Genomic DNA, 16,176 nt, shown 5'->3' with positions numbered 1-16,176 from the left:
TTTCCTCTGAAAATTTATTTTCGTCTTGAAATTTTTTCAAATGCTGTTTTTAAAAGTGAATCTTTTGAAATGAAAAGAAGCAAAATTCCGATTGCTCCGAAAATTGCCGCGGTTACAAAAACAGGAATTCCTTGTGAAATGATTCTTGGATTTCCGCTGAAAAATTTAATAAAATAATTTTTTGTCAGAATAACAGGAATAACTGCAATTACAGAAAACGCCGCGATTTTTATTGCATATAAAACTGCAAGCTTTAAAATGTTTCCAACATGAATTGATTTTGTTTTTCTTAAAAAAATAAAAAGCATCAATGTGTTTGCCGCGCTTGCAATTGTGAGAGCCAGCGCAATTCCTTTTCCTTTGAACTTGATTGAAAGAATTGAAGCCAGCGCAATGTTCACGGCGAAATTTATAAGTCCTGCAATTGTGGGGCTTTTGGTGTTTTGCTGAGCATAAAATGCCGGGGAAACGATTCTGTTTACGGCAATAAAAAAAAGTCCCGCGATGTGAAAGTTAAAAACTTCAACAGTCATCTTTGTTGATTCTGAATTGAATTTTCCGCCTGCAAAAATTAACGTGATAATATTTTCGCCCATTGCAAGCGAATAAAAAGTTACAGGAATTGCAATCAACGCCATTATTTTTATTGACTGAATTAAAAGCGAGTTGAAATTTTCCCACAGATTTTTTTTTGCAAAACCAGTTAAGTCCGGAAGAATTACAGTTCCGATTGTTACAGCGCAAATTCCCAAAATCAATTCCTGAAGCCTGAGCGAATATTGAAGGCTTGAAACGATTCCTTCCCCTGCGCGCGCCGCCAATGCCGAAGACACAATGTCGTTTATCTGGTAGCCTGCCATTCCGATTATTGTCGGACCAATCAACGCAAAAACTTTTTTGCTTCCTTCATTTGAAAATGCTTTTTTTAAATTTACAAAAGTTATGCGCCAGTCATTTTTTAAAACAAACGGAAGCTGAAAAATCGCTTGGATTGTTCCGCCTGAAATTACGCCTATTGCCATTGCTCTTGCGGGATTTTCCGTGAAGCGAGAAAGAATATACGTTGACAAAATTACAGTTATATTGAAAAGAATCGGAGTGAATCCTGACGGCGAAAATATTTTAAGTCCGTTTAAAATTCCCTGAAAAAAAGCCGCCACGGAAATTACAAAAAGATAAGGAAACATTATCCTTGTCAAAACAACAGCTTCTTCCATTGAATTTTTGTCAGCATAAAAAATCCGCAGAATGAACGGCGCAAAAATAATTCCGGCGACAACAAAAACTGATGTCAGAAAAACAACCAACGTAAAAGTCGCGCTTATAAAATCCTGCGTTTTTTGTTTTCCTTCTGGAGTTCCGCATTCTTCAAGATGATTTTTAAAAGTCGGAATAAAAGCCACTGAAATCGAATTTTCAGCAAAAAGCCTGCGGAAAAGATTCGGAATCATAAAAGCGATTCCAAATGCGTCTGAAAAAGCCGAAGTTCCTAAAAAGCGTGCCTTTGTCATTTCCCTTAAAAGTCCAAGAATTCTTGAGGCCAAGGTAAGCATTGAAAGTGAAATTCCTTTTGCTAAAAGTGAATTTTGCGCATTTTTTTCTTTATTTTTTTGAGAAGTAGACATATAATATATAGAATAATCCGCTTAATAAAATAAAGCAATCGCTAAAGGATTATTTTTAAAGGAGAGCAACGGGAGGAAAATTTTGAAGACTGGAAAACGTCATTTAAAGTTTTTTCAATATGTTGGCGACACTCCGATTGTTCCTACAAAATTGAAAATAATTATTTTCTTTGTGGCAATGCTTTTGCTTTCTACTTTTTCAACAAACCTTGTTGCGATTATGCTTTCACAGAGAAAAACAATTCAGCTTTCAAATATTGTTCTTGTTGATAAACTCACGGAACTTTACAACGTTGCAAATAGCCAGAAGCAAATTGAAGCTTATTCGCAGGACACGCAAACTTCCATTGATTCAATTGCTCAAAGCGCGAAAAACGGATTTGCAAAAGATGAAAAAAATAGCGTTGCGCTTGGCGTGAATCCAGACGGCTCTCTTTTGTTTTTTGCTACTCCAAATGAAGAACTGAAATGGGAACGCTTTACAGATAAAGATTGCCTCGAAATGATGGAAAATTCTGAAACACATGAAGGTTCCGTTTCTTTCATTTCTCCTGATGGAGACGAGTATTTTGGAGTTTATAAATATCATCCGGACTGGCTCACTTATATAATCCGTGCAAACCGTCGTTCCGACACAAACCGCGCAATGTATCAAGTTCTGTGGATTACCGTTGTGCTTGTTCTTATAATGTCAGCGTTTTTCATTCTTATGGGAACAAAAATTCTTGACGGGCTTCTTTCAAATATCAATAAGTTTTCAACGCAGCTTTACAAAATGCAGCAGGACAAAAAACTTAATCTCATTGATATTTCAGAATCTCCGAATGATGACATCACTTATCTTGCCGCAAACTTCAACTCTCTTTCTTCCACGATAACAAATCTTCTTCAGATTTTCCAAAAGTTTGTTCCTGAAAACGTTGTTCGCAAGGCGCATGAAGAGCAGTTTATCCGTTTGGAAGGAAGCCAGCGCGAGCTTACAATTCTTTTCAGCGACATAAAAAGTTTTACTTATCGAACTGAAGTTTTGGGAAACGACATCATTGGTCTTTTGAATGTTCATTATGATTCCGTTATCAGAAAAGTCAGCGACAACAATGGAATTATCGGCTCGATTATTGGTGATGCGATTCTTGCAAGCTACGGAATTGAAGAGCACGTTGAAACAAACAAATCTTACGATGCGATAAAAACCGCATGGGAAATTACGGCTGTCACTTCGGAACTTAGAAAGAAAATGTCAGACCGCCGCGCTGTCCTTGAAAAAGAACGTCCGCTTACAGAAAGCGAAGAGCGCGTTTATCAGGCTGTAATGCTTGATGTTGGAGTTGGCATTGACGGAGGAAATGTTTTCTACGGAAATATCGGTTCTTCAAAGCGAATGGCAAATACTGTAATTGGCGACAATGTAAACTCCGCTTCAAGATTGGAAGGCCTTACAAGAATTTACAAAGTCCCAGTTATTGTAAGCTCGTATATTATGGAAGAAACTCTTCGCGACAACGAGGCTGCTTCACGCTATAAATTTTATGAAATTGACACAGTTCAAGTCAAAGGAAAAACTGAAGGCGTAAAAATTTATTTCCCGCTTGACAAAGAATGTTCTCTTGAAGAATGGAAGTTTGAAAACCTTGATGAAAAGTTTAAAATTTTCGAATACGGACTAAAAGCTTATTATGACGGCGACTGGAAAACTGCAAGAGCTGAATTTAAAAAATCAGGCTTGGATGTTGCAAAAGTTTTCCTTGAAAGAATCGGAATGAAATCTTCACCAGAAGACTGGAGTGGAATATGGGCAATGACGACAAAATAAATTCAATGGTTCCTGCGGCTGCGAATGTTCATAAGGAAGTTGCGCTTCTTCTTGAAAATGAACTAAACAGAATTGCAATGGACAACAAGCGTGAATCTTTCAGCATAGAAGATGAATTTTCAAAGACAAAGAAAAACAGCTTTTCGTTCATGTGGCAAAATATGTGGCTTAGGCTTCTTATTTGCTTTGGAGTTGTTTTTGCGATTACAGTTTTCCTTGTGCTTTTTGTTGCAAATTCAAACAGAGAAATAAAAGTTGAAGTAAGCGAATTTAAAAGCTTGAATCTTACCAGCTTGCTGAACAAAGTAAACGACATCGACCAAAAAATCCACGAAATTGAAAATGCGAAAAAAGCGATTGAAGAGCAGCGCAATGCGGAAATCGAACGAATCGAAGGAATCCGCGCCGCCGCATTAAAATCACTTGCCGCATTGAATATTAAAAATAAAACCCGGCGTCTTCAGCAGGAGCAGCAGATTGAGCAGACTTACAAAGCTGATTTGGCTTCCGTGGAAAAATATAATAAATTCATTGCGAACTACAACGAAGATTTAAAAATGTATACGGAGCAGCGCAATGAATTCGATGCTACAAGAGTTCAGGAAGCGGAAAAGCAAAAGGCGATTATAAACAGCGAGCGTTTTTTGCACGAAAAGGAAAAGGAAAAAATAATCAACGATTATGAGGCCCGCCTTGAAGATTCAAGAAATCTTTTAAAGCAAACTCAGGCTGAAGATTTAAAGCGGCAGGAAGAGCTTCTTGCGTTTACAATCAATCAGTATGATCCGCCGATTCCAAAAGACAACGCAGATGCAAAGACTCTTGTTAAAGTTGCAGAAAATTTCACTGACGAATACACAGGACCTGTTTACGAGGATATTGAAATTCCTGTTTCCGAAGATGCGTCAGAAGACTTTAAAGACGTGTTTGAAATTCAAAGAGATTTGTACGATTCAATTGAAAAAATTTCAGAGCTTTTAGAGCAGCTTCCATTTAAAGATGAAAATGCGGTTGCTTCGTTTGTTCGCTCAATTAAGCGTTATGCGTACACTGCCGGAAATCAAATTTCAGTTGCAAGCGTTTCGGAAGTCAACAGGCTCATTGCGGAAAAAACTTCCGTGGAAAATGATTATGAACGTGTTTCTTCGGATTACAATGAATTCCTTGAAGCGATTTGTTCAGAGCCTTTTGGAAAAAGCACAGCTGACGGAATTATTGCAAAACAAAGTGATTATTCTGGCACTGAAATTTACATTGCCGAATTCAGCCGCAATATTTTCACTAATCCTGAATACCGTGATTTTATTTTACCTTGTTCACTTTGGCGCGGAAAAGACAAAATTGCGATTGGCGAAATTTCCTTGAACGATGACGGAAATTATGTTTTGTCAAATCTTGCTTTTGGAGGCGGACTAAAAATAAAAACTGGCGACAGAATTATTTTTGAAGAGCCTGTAAATCCAAAAGCTAAAAAATAATTTAAAATAAAATTTTATTTCATTTGCAGTGTGGCGGCATTTTGTGTTGCTTGCGCTGCATTGCTTTTTATTGCAGTTAAAAATTAGGTTGAAAAATGTCTGATTTAAAAAACACAGAACGCCTTGATAAGATTCTTTCAAACAATGGAATGGGAACGCGCCGTGATGTAAAGCGTCTTATAAGAAGCGGAAAAATTTCTGTAAATGGAATTATTGTAAGAGAACCGGAATTTCACGCAGACGGAAGCACTGACGAAATTCTTGTGGACGGAAAAATTCTTACTGTTGAACAAAATGCGTACTTTATGATGAACAAGGCTTGCGGCGCAGTCTGCTCCACAAAATCCGACAGAAGAAAAACTGTTTTTGAATATATTTCACCAGAAGACAACAGAAAATATCCAGGCGGAAATCTTAGCACAGTCGGAAGGCTTGACGCGGATACCGAAGGACTTCTTGTTATTACGAGCGACGGAAATTTAATTCATCGGGTTACATTTCCAAAGTATGAAGTTCCAAAAACTTATCTTGTCTATTTGCGCGATTCCGTTGATGATTCAGAAAAGCTAAGCTACGAAAAAAAACTTGCCGCCGGAGTTCACATTGAAGCCGAAGGAAAAGACGGAGAAGCTGACTGCCGCCCTGCCGTAATTGAATGGAAAGATAAAAATCAGTATTATACCAAAACTAGCGAAAATCCTTCAGAAGTTTGCTGCCTTACTGTTACGGAAGGAAAATTCCACGAGGTAAAGCGAATCTTCAAAGCCCTTGGAAACGAAGTTGTTTACTTAAAAAGAATAAGAATCAACAATCTTTTTCTGGATGAAACTTTGGAAGAAGGAAGCTACAGACCGCTCACAAAGGAAGAGATAAGACTTTTAGATGTAGAGGAAAAAAATGACTGACATTGAAATTGCCCAGAAAAATGTAATGGAGCCAGTTGAAAAAATCGCGGAAAAAATTGGAATTGACCGGGAATCTTTGGAGCTTTACGGAAACTACAAAGCAAAAATTTCCTTTGAAAAACTCAATGCCTTGCAGAAAAAAGCACTTGACTCTTCTTCCCGCGGAAAACTTGTTTTGGTTACTGCGATGACTCCGACTGCTGCTGGCGAAGGAAAATCAACAGTAACGATTGCGCTTGGAGACGGCCTTAGAAAAATTGGAAAAAACTCTGTAATTGCTTTGCGCGAGCCTTCGCTTGGTCCTTGCTTTGGAATAAAAGGCGGAGCTTGCGGCGGCGGTTATGCGCAGGTTGTTCCAATGGAAGATATAAACCTTCATTTTACCGGCGACATTCATGCAATCACTGCTGCAAACAATCTTATGGCGGCTCTTATTGACAACCATATTCAACAGGGAAATTCCTTAAACATCGATCCCCGCACAATTTCCTGGAAAAGATGCGTGGACTTGAATGACCGCTCTCTTAGAAATGTGATTGTCGGGCTTGGCGGAAAAATTGACGGAGTTCCGCGTGAAAGCCATTTTCAGATTTCAGTTGCAAGCGAAATAATGGCGATTGTCTGCCTGTCAAAAACAATTTCAGAATTGAAAGAGCGCATTTCCAAAATTACAATCGGCGCAGATTACAACAAGAATCCTGTTACATTCGGAAGCCTTGGCTGCACTGGAGCTGTCGCCGCGCTTTTAAAAGATGCAATCCGCCCAAACTTGGTTCAGACACTTGAAAAAAATCCTGCATTTATACATGGAGGACCTTTTGCGAATATTGCCCACGGATGCAATTCAATCAACGCCACACTTTGCGCGCTTGCCTTGGGAGACTACGTTGTTACCGAAGCTGGCTTTGCCGCCGACCTTGGAGCTGAAAAATTCTTTGACATAAAATGCCGCATGAACGGACTTGCTCCAAATGCCGCTGTGATTGTTGCTACTGTGCGCGCTCTTAAAATGCACGGCGGTGTTGCAAAGGCAGACCTTGCCGCAGAAAATATTCCGGCTGTTGAAATCGGATTTGCAAACCTCAAGGCTCATATTGAGAACATGAAAAAATTCGGAGTGCCTGTCGCTGTTGCAATCAATAAATTTATTACAGACACTGATTCAGAAATTGCGCTTGTGCAGAAACTTTGCTCGGAAAATGGATGCAACGCTGTAGTTTGCGAAGGCTGGGAAAAAGGCGGAAACGGAGCTGTTGACCTTGCTCATAAAGTTGTTGAGCTTTGCGATTCACCTTCTGAATTCAAAAATATTTATCCGCTTGATATTCCGCTTAAACAAAAAATTGAAATTCTTGCAAAGGAAATTTACAGAGCTTCTTCTGTTGAATTTGAAGGAAAGGCTTTGAAAAAACTCAAGCAGTTTGAAGAGCAGGGATTTGGATCTCTTCCAATCTGCATGGCGAAAACCCAGAACTCAATAAGCCACGACAAATCTTTGCAGGGCGCGCCAAAAGATTACGTGTTCCCGATCCGCGATGTTCAGCTTTATTCTGGAGCAGGATTTGTTGTTGCATTTGCCGGCGACATCGTTGATATGCCTGGACTTCCAAAAGCTCCTGCGGCTCTTAATATAGACGTTGATGACAACGGAATAATTTCAGGACTGTTCTAATACGTCTGGTCAAGGCACGATTGCACTCAAGGCCTTGGCTCATCCGTTTTTAAGGTTTTGATAAACCATAAATAAAAAAAAAGCATACTTTGGAAAAATCCAGAGTATGCTTTTTTGCAAAAATTATTATTTTTTCAGCTGGGCTTTTATTGCGTCAAGAAGCTCGCTGTATTCTTCAAACGCCGGAAGCTCTGGATTTTCCGACTTTATTTTGTCTGTGCTTTTAAATAAAAATCCCGCTTTGCTTGCCTTTATCATTCCAAGGTCGTTGTAGCTGTCTCCAGATGCGATTGTATCGTATCCAATTGACTGAAGAGCTTTTACTGTTGTCAGCTTGGAATTTTCGATGCGCATTTTAAATCCCGTGATTTCCCCGGAATCAGAAACTTCAAGCGAGTTGCAAAAAATTGTAGGCTGTCCGAGTTTTTTCATCAGCGGAGAAGCGAACTGCGTGAATGTGTCGCTGATTATTATTGTCTGGCAGATTGATCTAAGCTCGTCAAGGAATTCCTTTGCGCCAGGAAGCGGATCTATTTTTTCAATTACTTCCTGAATTTCCTTGAGCCCAAGCTTGTGTTCCTTAAGAATTCCGATTCTCCAGTTCATGAGCTTGTTGTAGTCCGGCTCGTCGCGTGTTGTGCGTGTAAGCTCTGGGATTCCAGAAGCCTTTGCAAATGCAATCCAAATTTCAGGAACAAGAACGCCCTCTAAATCTAAGCATGTAATGTACATATTTTTCTCCGAATAAAATTTGCCTTAGTTTATCAGAATCTGAACCATTGTGCAATTTTAAGCCGATTTTCTGTTAAAATATGCATAAATATACAGGAATAAATGATATTCTTCTGGAATATTGTATATTCTTGAAGAATTTGCATAAATATTGAAGAATACAAGATATTCCAGACTTTTTATGCATATTCTTCAGGAAAATTCCATATTCTTGAGTTTTTTGACGAATTCCATCTGGAAAATACAATATTCTTGAAGCTTTTAAAGAATTCCAGAGGAAAATTAAATATTCCTGAATCACGCTATTAAAAAAAAATTATTTCTGATATATTTTCCGCTATGGAAAGAAAGATTGAGATACTTGATTCTACTTTGCGCGACGGTTCGCAGGGAGAAGGAATAAGCTATTCTGTTCAGGATAAAATTCATATTGTGCAGGCTTTGGACGACTTGGGCATAAAATATATTGAAGCCGGAAACCCTGGCTCGAATCCCAAGGACATGGAATTCTTTCAGCGTGCAAAAAGCCTTAAACTGAAAAATTCTCAGATTGTTGCGTTCGGCTCAACAAGAAGGAAAGACTCTTCATGCGCGGAAGACGCTAACTTGCAAAGCCTTCTTTCTGCGGAAACGGAAACTGTCGTTATCTTCGGAAAGACTTGGGATTTTCAGGCTACGGAAATTCTTCATGCTTCCCTTGAAGAAAATCTTGAAATGATAAGGGATACTTGCGCATATTTAAAGCAGCGTGGCCGCAATGTTATTTTTGATGCCGAGCATTTTTTTACAGGATTCAAGGCGAACAAAGATTACGCTTTAAAGGCTTTGGGTGCTGCGATTGAGGGTGGGGCGAGCGTCCTTTCACTTTGCGAGACAAAAGGCGGCGCAATGATTGAAGAGTGCCGCGAAGGTGTCCGTGCCGCTGTTGAAAAATTCGGGGCGGGCGCGGTGATTGGAATTCACACGCACAATGATTCTGGGCTTGCCGTTGCAAATTCTCTTGTCGCAGTTGAAGCCGGCGCAACTCATGTTCAGGGTGTTCTTCTTGGATTCGGCGAGCGCACAGGAAACGCAAATCTTTCTACAATAATTTCAAATCTTCAGCTTAAGATGAACTGCAAGTGTATTCCAGAAGAAAACATAAAACAGCTCACTCCAATATGCAAGCGCGTTGCGGAAATTACAAACATTACGCTTGACCCGGGGCTTCCTTATGTCGGCCAGAATGCTTTTGCGCACAAAGCCGGAATGCACATCGATGCGGTTCTAAAAAATCCGTTTGCTTATGAGCACATCGAGCCTGAGTCAGTTGGAAATTCCCGCGTGTTCCTTATGAGCGAAGTTGCTGGAAGAAGCATGGTTATTGAAAAAATCAGAAAGTTTGATCCGTCAATTACAAAGTCAAGTCCGGTTGTTTCAGAAATCATGGCGAAGGTAAAAGAACTTGAGCATCAGGGCTACCAGTTTGAAGGCGCAGACGGAAGCTTTGAGCTTTTAGTCCGCAAGTCGATTGGAAAATACCAGCCGTTCTTTAAATTGCGTTACTATAAAACTTCCGATGAGTCTCCGCTTATTGAAGAAGGACTTTATTCTTTTGCCCAGCTTAAAATTGAAGTTGACGGTCATGAAGAAATTGCCGCCGGCGAAGGAAACGGTCCTGTTAACGCTCTTGACTTTGCGTTGCGCACTGCGCTCAAATCTTTTTATCCGAGCGTGCAGGATATTCACCTTACAGACTATAAAGTCCGCGTTCTTGACGGAAAATCAGCCACAGCCGCAAGTGTCCGTGTTCTGATTGAATCTACAGACGGAACTGACAGCTGGACGACAATCGGTGTGAGCTGCGATGTTATTGAAGCTTCCTGGCTTGCCTTGGTTGATTCTTTTGAATACAAACTGATTAAGGATATTGAAAAAAAATATCACAAATTCATTTAATGTCCTTTACATAAATGTTGCTTTGGAGTATTTTATAAATACTTTATAAACTTTAGTATTAGTAAAGTTTTCGTTGACTTTTTATAGGAGTTTGATTATGGAAAAAAATATTGCTTTGATTCCTGGAGATGGAATTGGTCCTGATGTTGTTGCCGAAGCTGTAAATGTCTTGAACACAGTTGCTTCAAAATTCGGTCATAAATTTAATTATGAAACTGTTACTGCCGGCGGATGCGCAATCGATAAGTTCGGAAAGCCATTGCCACAGGAAGAACTTGACAAGTGCCTTAAAAGCGATGCTGTTCTTCTTGGCGCTGTGGGCGGTCCAAAGTGGGACAACCTTCCGTCTGAACTTCGTCCTGAAAAAGCATTGCTTGGTCTTCGCGGAGGAATGAAAGTTTTTGCAAATCTTCGTCCGGCTGTAATGTGGAAGCAGCTTAAAGATGCTTGTCCTTTAAAAGATGAAATTGTCGGCGATGGACTTAACATTCTCATTGTCCGCGAGCTGATTTCCGGAATTTACTTTGGGGACAGAGGAACTGCCGCTGACGGAAAATCTGCCTGGGACACAGAAAAGTATACTTGGAGTGAAATTGAGCGCATTGTCCGCATGGGATTTGAATTCGCACAGAAACGCCAGAAGCGTCTTTGCGTAGTTGACAAGGCGAACATCTTGAATTCAAGCCAGCTCTGGAGAAAAGTTACAGAATCTGTAAAAGGCGACTATCCTGATGTTGCGCTTTCTTACCTTTATATTGACAATGCTTCTATGCAGCTTGTCCGCAACCCGCGTCAGTTCGATGTAATTGCAACAAGCAATATGTTCGGCGACATTCTTTCTGACGAAGCAAGCCAGATTACAGGCTCAATCGGAATGCTGGCTTCAGCTTCATTGGGCGACGGAGGTCCTGGACTTTACGAGCCGATTCACGGTTCTGCTCCAGACATTGCCGGAAAAAATCTTGCAAATCCTCTTGCGACAATTCTTTCTGCCGCGATGCTTTTGCGCTATAGCTTTGGACTTGAAAAAGAAGCAAAAGTTATTGAAGACGCTGTTAATTCAGTTCTTGATGAAGGCTACAGAACAGGCGACATTGCCGGAAGCCACCTTGAAGAGCTTAAGTCTTCTGGAAAACTTGTCGGCACAAAGGAAATGGGCCAGCTTGTTGTAGAGCGCATCTAGCTTTACTTTTGCTGAAAAAATTTAAAGCCGTTTGCATTAAGCTGAAAAGTTTTTTGCAGGCGGCTTATTTTTTTTACTCATTTCTGGCTTTTGTTTTTATTTGTGTTTTCTTTCATTTAGGATTACAATTAAGAAAATGCAAAATATTTCTATTTTTTCAGACGACAAGGAACATGAGTTTTCCCAGATAAAAAAAAGTGTTAGCGGCTACATTTTGGATAGCGGCGATATAAAAACAAATCAGTACAAAAAGGCAATCGCTGCCGACGCAATGATTCTCTATGAATTCAATCTTTCAAAAGACTTGATTGTAGGAAATCCTGTGCAGAGAATGAGCGACCGGATTATTCAGCTTAAGCCTGCGATGGGGCTTCCTGAAAACTGTTCTTACACTGATTTTATTGACGCGCTTTGCTGGGATTTGTCGGATGAAGAAAAAAAACGATTCCTTGAGAAGATGAACGTTTACTGTCTCTTGGATTCGTTTATAATGGAAAAATATGAAATTCAGTTTGACTCAAGCAGGTCTACTTACAACGGCGAATCTTTTTGGACACGCACAACAATAATTCTTACAAAGGACGAAAACACTGGCGACATAATGGGACTTGCTGTTGTAAAAAATATTACAAGCGGCTACAGGCAAAAAGAAGAAAAACTTTATCAGCTGGAAATTATCAACGCTCTTACAATTGAATACAGCAATGTTTTTATGATAAATGTAATGTCTGGAATAATCCGCATTGTAAGAATCAACGACAGAGTAAGTTCTTTTTACAATGAATCTTTGGAAGGTCTTCCTTATGACGATGTGCTTGATTTTTACGCCAGCGTTTCAGTTTATGAAGATGACCGCGACATGATCAAACGTGCTTTTTCCCGTGAAAATATTTTAAAGCAGCTTTCCAAGCGTGAAAGTTATTACGTAAATTTCCGCTCGTATATAAACAACAAAATTTCCTACATGAAGCTTACTGTTGTTAGAATTGGAAATATCCGCGAAACAGGAAATGTTCTTATGGGCTTTATGAATGTTGACACGGAAACCGAACATGAGATGAAACAGCGGAAAGCATTGCAGGAAGCGTTGTCCATGGCGGAACTTGCAAGCCACGCAAAGTCGCGATTCCTTTCCAACATGAGCCACGACATTAGAACTCCTATGAACGCAATTATCGGCTACACTTCGCTTGCGGAAAAGCACATTGGAAACCCGGAACTTATAAAGTCGGATCTTGCGCGCATAAAGACAAGTTCAAGCTATTTGCTTTGCCTTATAAATGATGTGCTTGATATGTCCCGAATTGAAAGCGGAAAAATAAAAATAAAGCTCACATCGAATACAATTGAAGATATTCTTGCGGAAGTTGACAGCGTTATTCAGCCGCAACTTCAATCTAAAAAACTTAATTATTCAGTTTTGCGCCATGGAAATCTTAGCCGTAAAGTTTTTTGCGACAAGCTCAGGCTCAAGCAGATTCTTATAAACATCCTCGGAAACTCTGTAAAATACACTGGAGAAAACGGCTCAATAAAATTCACCGCCGCGGAAACTCCTTCTGTTTCGGATGGATATTCTTCGTATCAATTCAGAATCAAGGACAACGGAATTGGAATGTCGGAAGAGTTTCAGAAAAAAGTTTTTAATCCGTTTGAGCGGGACGAAAATATTGAAAACTTTCATGTTCAGGGAACAGGGCTTGGACTTTCAATTTCAAAAAATCTTGTTGAAAAAATGGACGGTTCGATTTTTCTAAAAAGCAAAAAAGATGTTGGAACAGAATTTCTTATATGTTTTGACTTTGAAAATGCTCCTGAAACAGAATCTGGCAAAAAAGAAATTTCTGATTCCCCGGAAAAATCAGTGGACTTGAAAGGAACTAGAATTCTTTTGGTGGAAGACAACAGCCTTAACCGCGACATTGCAAGGGAACTTTTAAAGGGCGCAGGCTTTGTTATTGACGAGGCTGAAAACGGAAAAATCGCGCTGGATATGCTTTCTGCTTGCCCGGACGGATATTACAAAGTTATTCTTATGGATGTGATGATGCCTGTCATGAATGGATACGAGGCTTCTATGAAAATCCGCGAGATGAAAAGCAAGTCCAAGTCTTCTATTCCAATTGTTGCGATGACGGCGAATGCTTTTGAAGAAGACAAGGAGCAGGCATTGAAATCTGGAATGGATTATTTTGTTTCCAAGCCATTTGACATAAAGGCGTTGCTTGCACTTTTATCCGAAATCCTTGCAAAATAATTCTCTTGAAGAATGTGAAAATTTAATATGCGGCAAGAAAAGTCGCATCAATTCGCTAAGCTGAAAAAAAAGGTGGCTTGTCTTCCCTCCAAAAAAGTGCAATACTATTGCAAAAATTACCAGCTTGTTTTGGAGGCATTTTATGAGTTCAGATTTTCCGTTGAGCCATAGCCAGCTTGTTGAGCTTGCAAAAAAATTTCCTACTCCTTTCTATATTTATGATGAAAAAGCAATCCGCGAAAATGTAAAATATTTTTATAAAGCATTCAGCATTTTTCCTTCGTTTACGGAATATTTTGCGGTCAAGGCGCTTCCCAATCCTTACATTCTAAAAGTTCTTGAAAGTGAAGGCTGCGGCGGAGACTGTTCTAGCTTGCCGGAACTTATGCTTTGCGAAAAATCTGGAATAACCGGGCGCAGAATAATGTTTACAAGCAACGACACTCCCGCCCAGGAATTTGTTTATGCGCAGAAACTTGGAGCAATTATAAACCTCGATGACATTACTCATATTGAGTTTTTGAAAAATGCTCTCGGCGGAAAGCTTCCAGACACAATCTGCTTTAGATATAATCCTGGACCTTTAAAGGAAGGCGGAAATTCTATAATCGGAAAGCCGGAAGAAGCCAAGTACGGTCTTACAAAAGAGCAGATGATTCAGGCTTATAAAATTTGCAAGGCGGAAGGCGTAAAGCATTTTGGAATTCACACGATGGTTGCTTCCAACGAGCTTAACCCTGATTTCTTTGTTGACACTGCGCGCATAGTTTTTGAGCTTATTCTTGAGGTTCAAAAAGAGTGCGGCGTTAATATTGAGTTTGCGGATCTTGGCGGCGGAGTTGGAATTCCTTACAAGAGCGGACAGAAAAAAGTTGACCTTGATTATGTCGCAAAAAGAACAAAAGTTCTTTACGATAAGATGATTGTTCCGGCTGGACTAGATCCTTTAAAGCTTTGCTTTGAATGCGGACGTCCTATTACAGGACCTTACGGCTGGCTTGTTACAAAAGCGATTCACGAAAAAAATATCTACCGCAACTACATTGGAGTTGACGCAAGCATGGCGGACTTGATGCGCCCTGGAATGTACGGAGCTTACCATGAAGTTACTGTCAGCGGAAAAGAAAACGCTCCTAAAGATTATATTTATGATGTTTCTGGAAGCTTGTGCGAAAACTGCGATAAATTTGCAGTTCAGAGAAATCTTCCAAAAATTGAAACTGGAGACCTTTTGATTATCCACGATGCCGGCGCGCACGGAAGAGCAATGGGCTTTAACTACAACGGAAAGCTTCGTGCCGGAGAACTTCTTTTGCGTTCAGATGGATCTGTAAAAGAAATCCGCCGCCGCGAAACAGTCGAGGATTATTTTGCTACATTGGATTTTGAAGGACTGAAAAACTTCAGCTGATTTTAGCTTGAATAGATTTGCCATTGGAGGTAAAAAGATGGTTGAAAAAATTGAATGGAGCGACTCTTATCTTTTGGGAATTCCTGAAATTGACAATCAGCACAAAAAACTGATTCAGATTGCAAATGAACTTTACGCTGCGGCTACTGGTACTGATGAAGCTTATGGTCTTAATATGGCGAAGGTTCTAAAAAAACTTACAGACTACACGGTTTACCATTTTTCAAATGAAGAGGAATTTATGCGCAAGTACGGATATTCCGGAGTTGACATTCACAAGACTGCGCATGACAACTTTATAAATGAAGTTAACCATCAGATTAAGCAGCTTTCTTCTGACCGCAAAGATGACGGCGCAAGATTCTATTCTTACATGGTTGGCTGGATTTTGAATCACATTGCAAAAGCTGACCGTGTCTGGGCGGCATTTGTAAAGCCAAAAATTTAATAAGCAAATTTTTTATTTGAACTTTGCAAGACTTCCGGTTTCTTTTGAAGCTGGAAGTTTTTTTTATTTCCATTCTAAAAGACAAATTGATTTTTAGAAATTCAGAATTTATTGACATATCATTTTAGTTAGTGTAAGATAACGAAGGTTAGGGCAGGTTAATTTTTATTTGTTTTAGGTAATCATTGTTGCTCTTTGTTAACTTGTCAGGAGGTTTTTATGCCATTATTGTTTGCAAATCCTGGAGATGAAGTAAAAATTTCTGGTGTTAATGGAAATCCGCAGGTAAGACAGCACTTGAATGAGCTTGGATTCAATGTTGGCTCTTTAGTCACTATTGTTCAGAAAGTAAAGACCGGCTTGATTGTAAAAGTCAAGGAAGCCCGTGTCGCATTGGACAGCAGCATGGCTTCCAAGATTATTGTCTGATTTTCTAAAACTAAAATCAAAAACTGAAACTTCTCATTGGCTTTTTATAGGAGTAAAAATAAATGGGTACATTGCGTGAAGCACAAGTTGGTTCAACTGTAAAGGTAAAAAAGTTGAACGGTGAAGGCGCTTTAAAAAGACGTCTTATGGACATGGGATTTACAAACGGATGCGAAGTTTATGTCCGCAAAGTCGCACCTCTTGGCGATCCTGTTGAAGTTACAATTCGTGGCTACGAGCTTAGCGTTCGCAAAGATGACGCTGAAAATATTGAGGTAGAATAAA

13 protein-coding genes are annotated in these 16,176 nt (G+C 39.7%); 11 read left to right on the top strand and 2 right to left on the bottom strand.

Annotated features, from left to right (window positions below):
* Positions 1–14 precede the first annotated feature (14 nt).
* Positions 15–1,625, bottom strand: coding sequence for a murein biosynthesis integral membrane protein MurJ (murJ, locus tag Q0N70_RS03885; RefSeq protein ID WP_294014048.1), 1,611 nt, complete (start codon positions 1,623–1,625; stop codon positions 15–17).
* Positions 1,626–1,707: 82 nt separating this feature from the next.
* Between murJ and Q0N70_RS03880 the strand changes: the two genes are divergently transcribed.
* The 4 genes from Q0N70_RS03880 to Q0N70_RS03865 all read left to right on the top strand — a co-directional run bounded on the left by Q0N70_RS03880 (position 1,708) and on the right by Q0N70_RS03865 (position 7,493).
* Positions 1,708–3,438 (top strand): adenylate/guanylate cyclase domain-containing protein, encoded by a 1,731-nt coding sequence (locus Q0N70_RS03880; protein WP_294014046.1) that lies wholly within the window; start codon positions 1,708–1,710, stop codon positions 3,436–3,438.
* Positions 3,417–4,916: a hypothetical protein gene (locus Q0N70_RS03875; protein WP_294014044.1), complete on the top strand. Its 1,500-nt coding sequence runs from the start codon at positions 3,417–3,419 to the stop codon at positions 4,914–4,916. The genes Q0N70_RS03880 and Q0N70_RS03875 overlap by 22 nt, the downstream gene beginning before the upstream one ends.
* Before the next feature lie 95 nt (positions 4,917–5,011).
* Positions 5,012–5,821 (top strand): pseudouridine synthase, encoded by an 810-nt coding sequence (locus tag Q0N70_RS03870; RefSeq protein ID WP_294014042.1) that lies wholly within the window; start codon positions 5,012–5,014, stop codon positions 5,819–5,821.
* A complete protein-coding gene (locus Q0N70_RS03865; protein ID WP_294014040.1) occupies positions 5,814–7,493 on the top strand; it encodes a formate--tetrahydrofolate ligase in 1,680 nt (559 codons plus the stop codon). The genes Q0N70_RS03870 and Q0N70_RS03865 overlap by 8 nt, the downstream gene beginning before the upstream one ends.
* A gap of 126 nt (positions 7,494–7,619) precedes the next feature.
* Here Q0N70_RS03865 and thrH read toward each other — a convergent pair whose 3' ends face one another.
* On the bottom strand, positions 7,620–8,225 hold the full coding sequence (thrH, locus tag Q0N70_RS03860) for a bifunctional phosphoserine phosphatase/homoserine phosphotransferase ThrH (RefSeq protein ID WP_294014038.1): 606 nt from the start codon (positions 8,223–8,225) through the stop codon (positions 7,620–7,622).
* A 339-nt stretch (positions 8,226–8,564) separates the two neighbouring features.
* On the opposite strand from thrH, the gene cimA reads away from it, so the two are divergent.
* From cimA to Q0N70_RS03825, 7 genes are all read left to right on the top strand, one after another.
* Positions 8,565–10,163 carry a citramalate synthase gene (gene cimA, locus Q0N70_RS03855; protein ID WP_294014035.1) on the top strand — a complete coding sequence of 533 codons (1,599 nt, stop codon included), beginning with the start codon at positions 8,565–8,567 and terminating at the stop codon, positions 10,161–10,163.
* A 97-nt stretch (positions 10,164–10,260) separates the two neighbouring features.
* Positions 10,261–11,346, top strand: coding sequence for a 3-isopropylmalate dehydrogenase (gene leuB, locus Q0N70_RS03850; protein ID WP_294014033.1), 1,086 nt, complete (start codon positions 10,261–10,263; stop codon positions 11,344–11,346).
* A 136-nt stretch (positions 11,347–11,482) separates the two neighbouring features.
* Positions 11,483–13,603: a response regulator gene (locus Q0N70_RS03845; RefSeq protein ID WP_294014031.1), complete on the top strand. Its 2,121-nt coding sequence runs from the start codon at positions 11,483–11,485 to the stop codon at positions 13,601–13,603.
* Positions 13,604–13,745: 142 nt separating this feature from the next.
* The gene (locus Q0N70_RS03840) at positions 13,746–15,014 is read left to right on the top strand and encodes a diaminopimelate decarboxylase (protein WP_294014029.1); all 1,269 of its coding nucleotides are present in this window, start codon (positions 13,746–13,748) and stop codon (positions 15,012–15,014) included.
* A gap of 37 nt (positions 15,015–15,051) precedes the next feature.
* A complete protein-coding gene (locus Q0N70_RS03835) occupies positions 15,052–15,462 on the top strand; it encodes a bacteriohemerythrin (protein WP_276780089.1) in 411 nt (136 codons plus the stop codon).
* A gap of 219 nt (positions 15,463–15,681) precedes the next feature.
* Entirely contained in the window at positions 15,682–15,891 is a 210-nt protein-coding gene (locus Q0N70_RS03830; protein WP_294014025.1) for a FeoA family protein, read from the top strand.
* A 62-nt stretch (positions 15,892–15,953) separates the two neighbouring features.
* Entirely contained in the window at positions 15,954–16,175 is a 222-nt protein-coding gene (locus tag Q0N70_RS03825; RefSeq protein WP_294014023.1) for a ferrous iron transport protein A, read from the top strand.
* The last annotated feature ends 1 nt before the right edge of the window (position 16,176 follow it).

Source organism: uncultured Treponema sp. (genome assembly GCF_945873775.1).
In the GTDB taxonomy this organism is placed as follows: domain Bacteria; phylum Spirochaetota; class Spirochaetia; order Treponematales; family Treponemataceae; genus Treponema_D.
The sequence above is the reverse complement of the archived record's forward strand: the minus strand, read 5'-3'. Positions and strand labels throughout refer to the sequence as shown.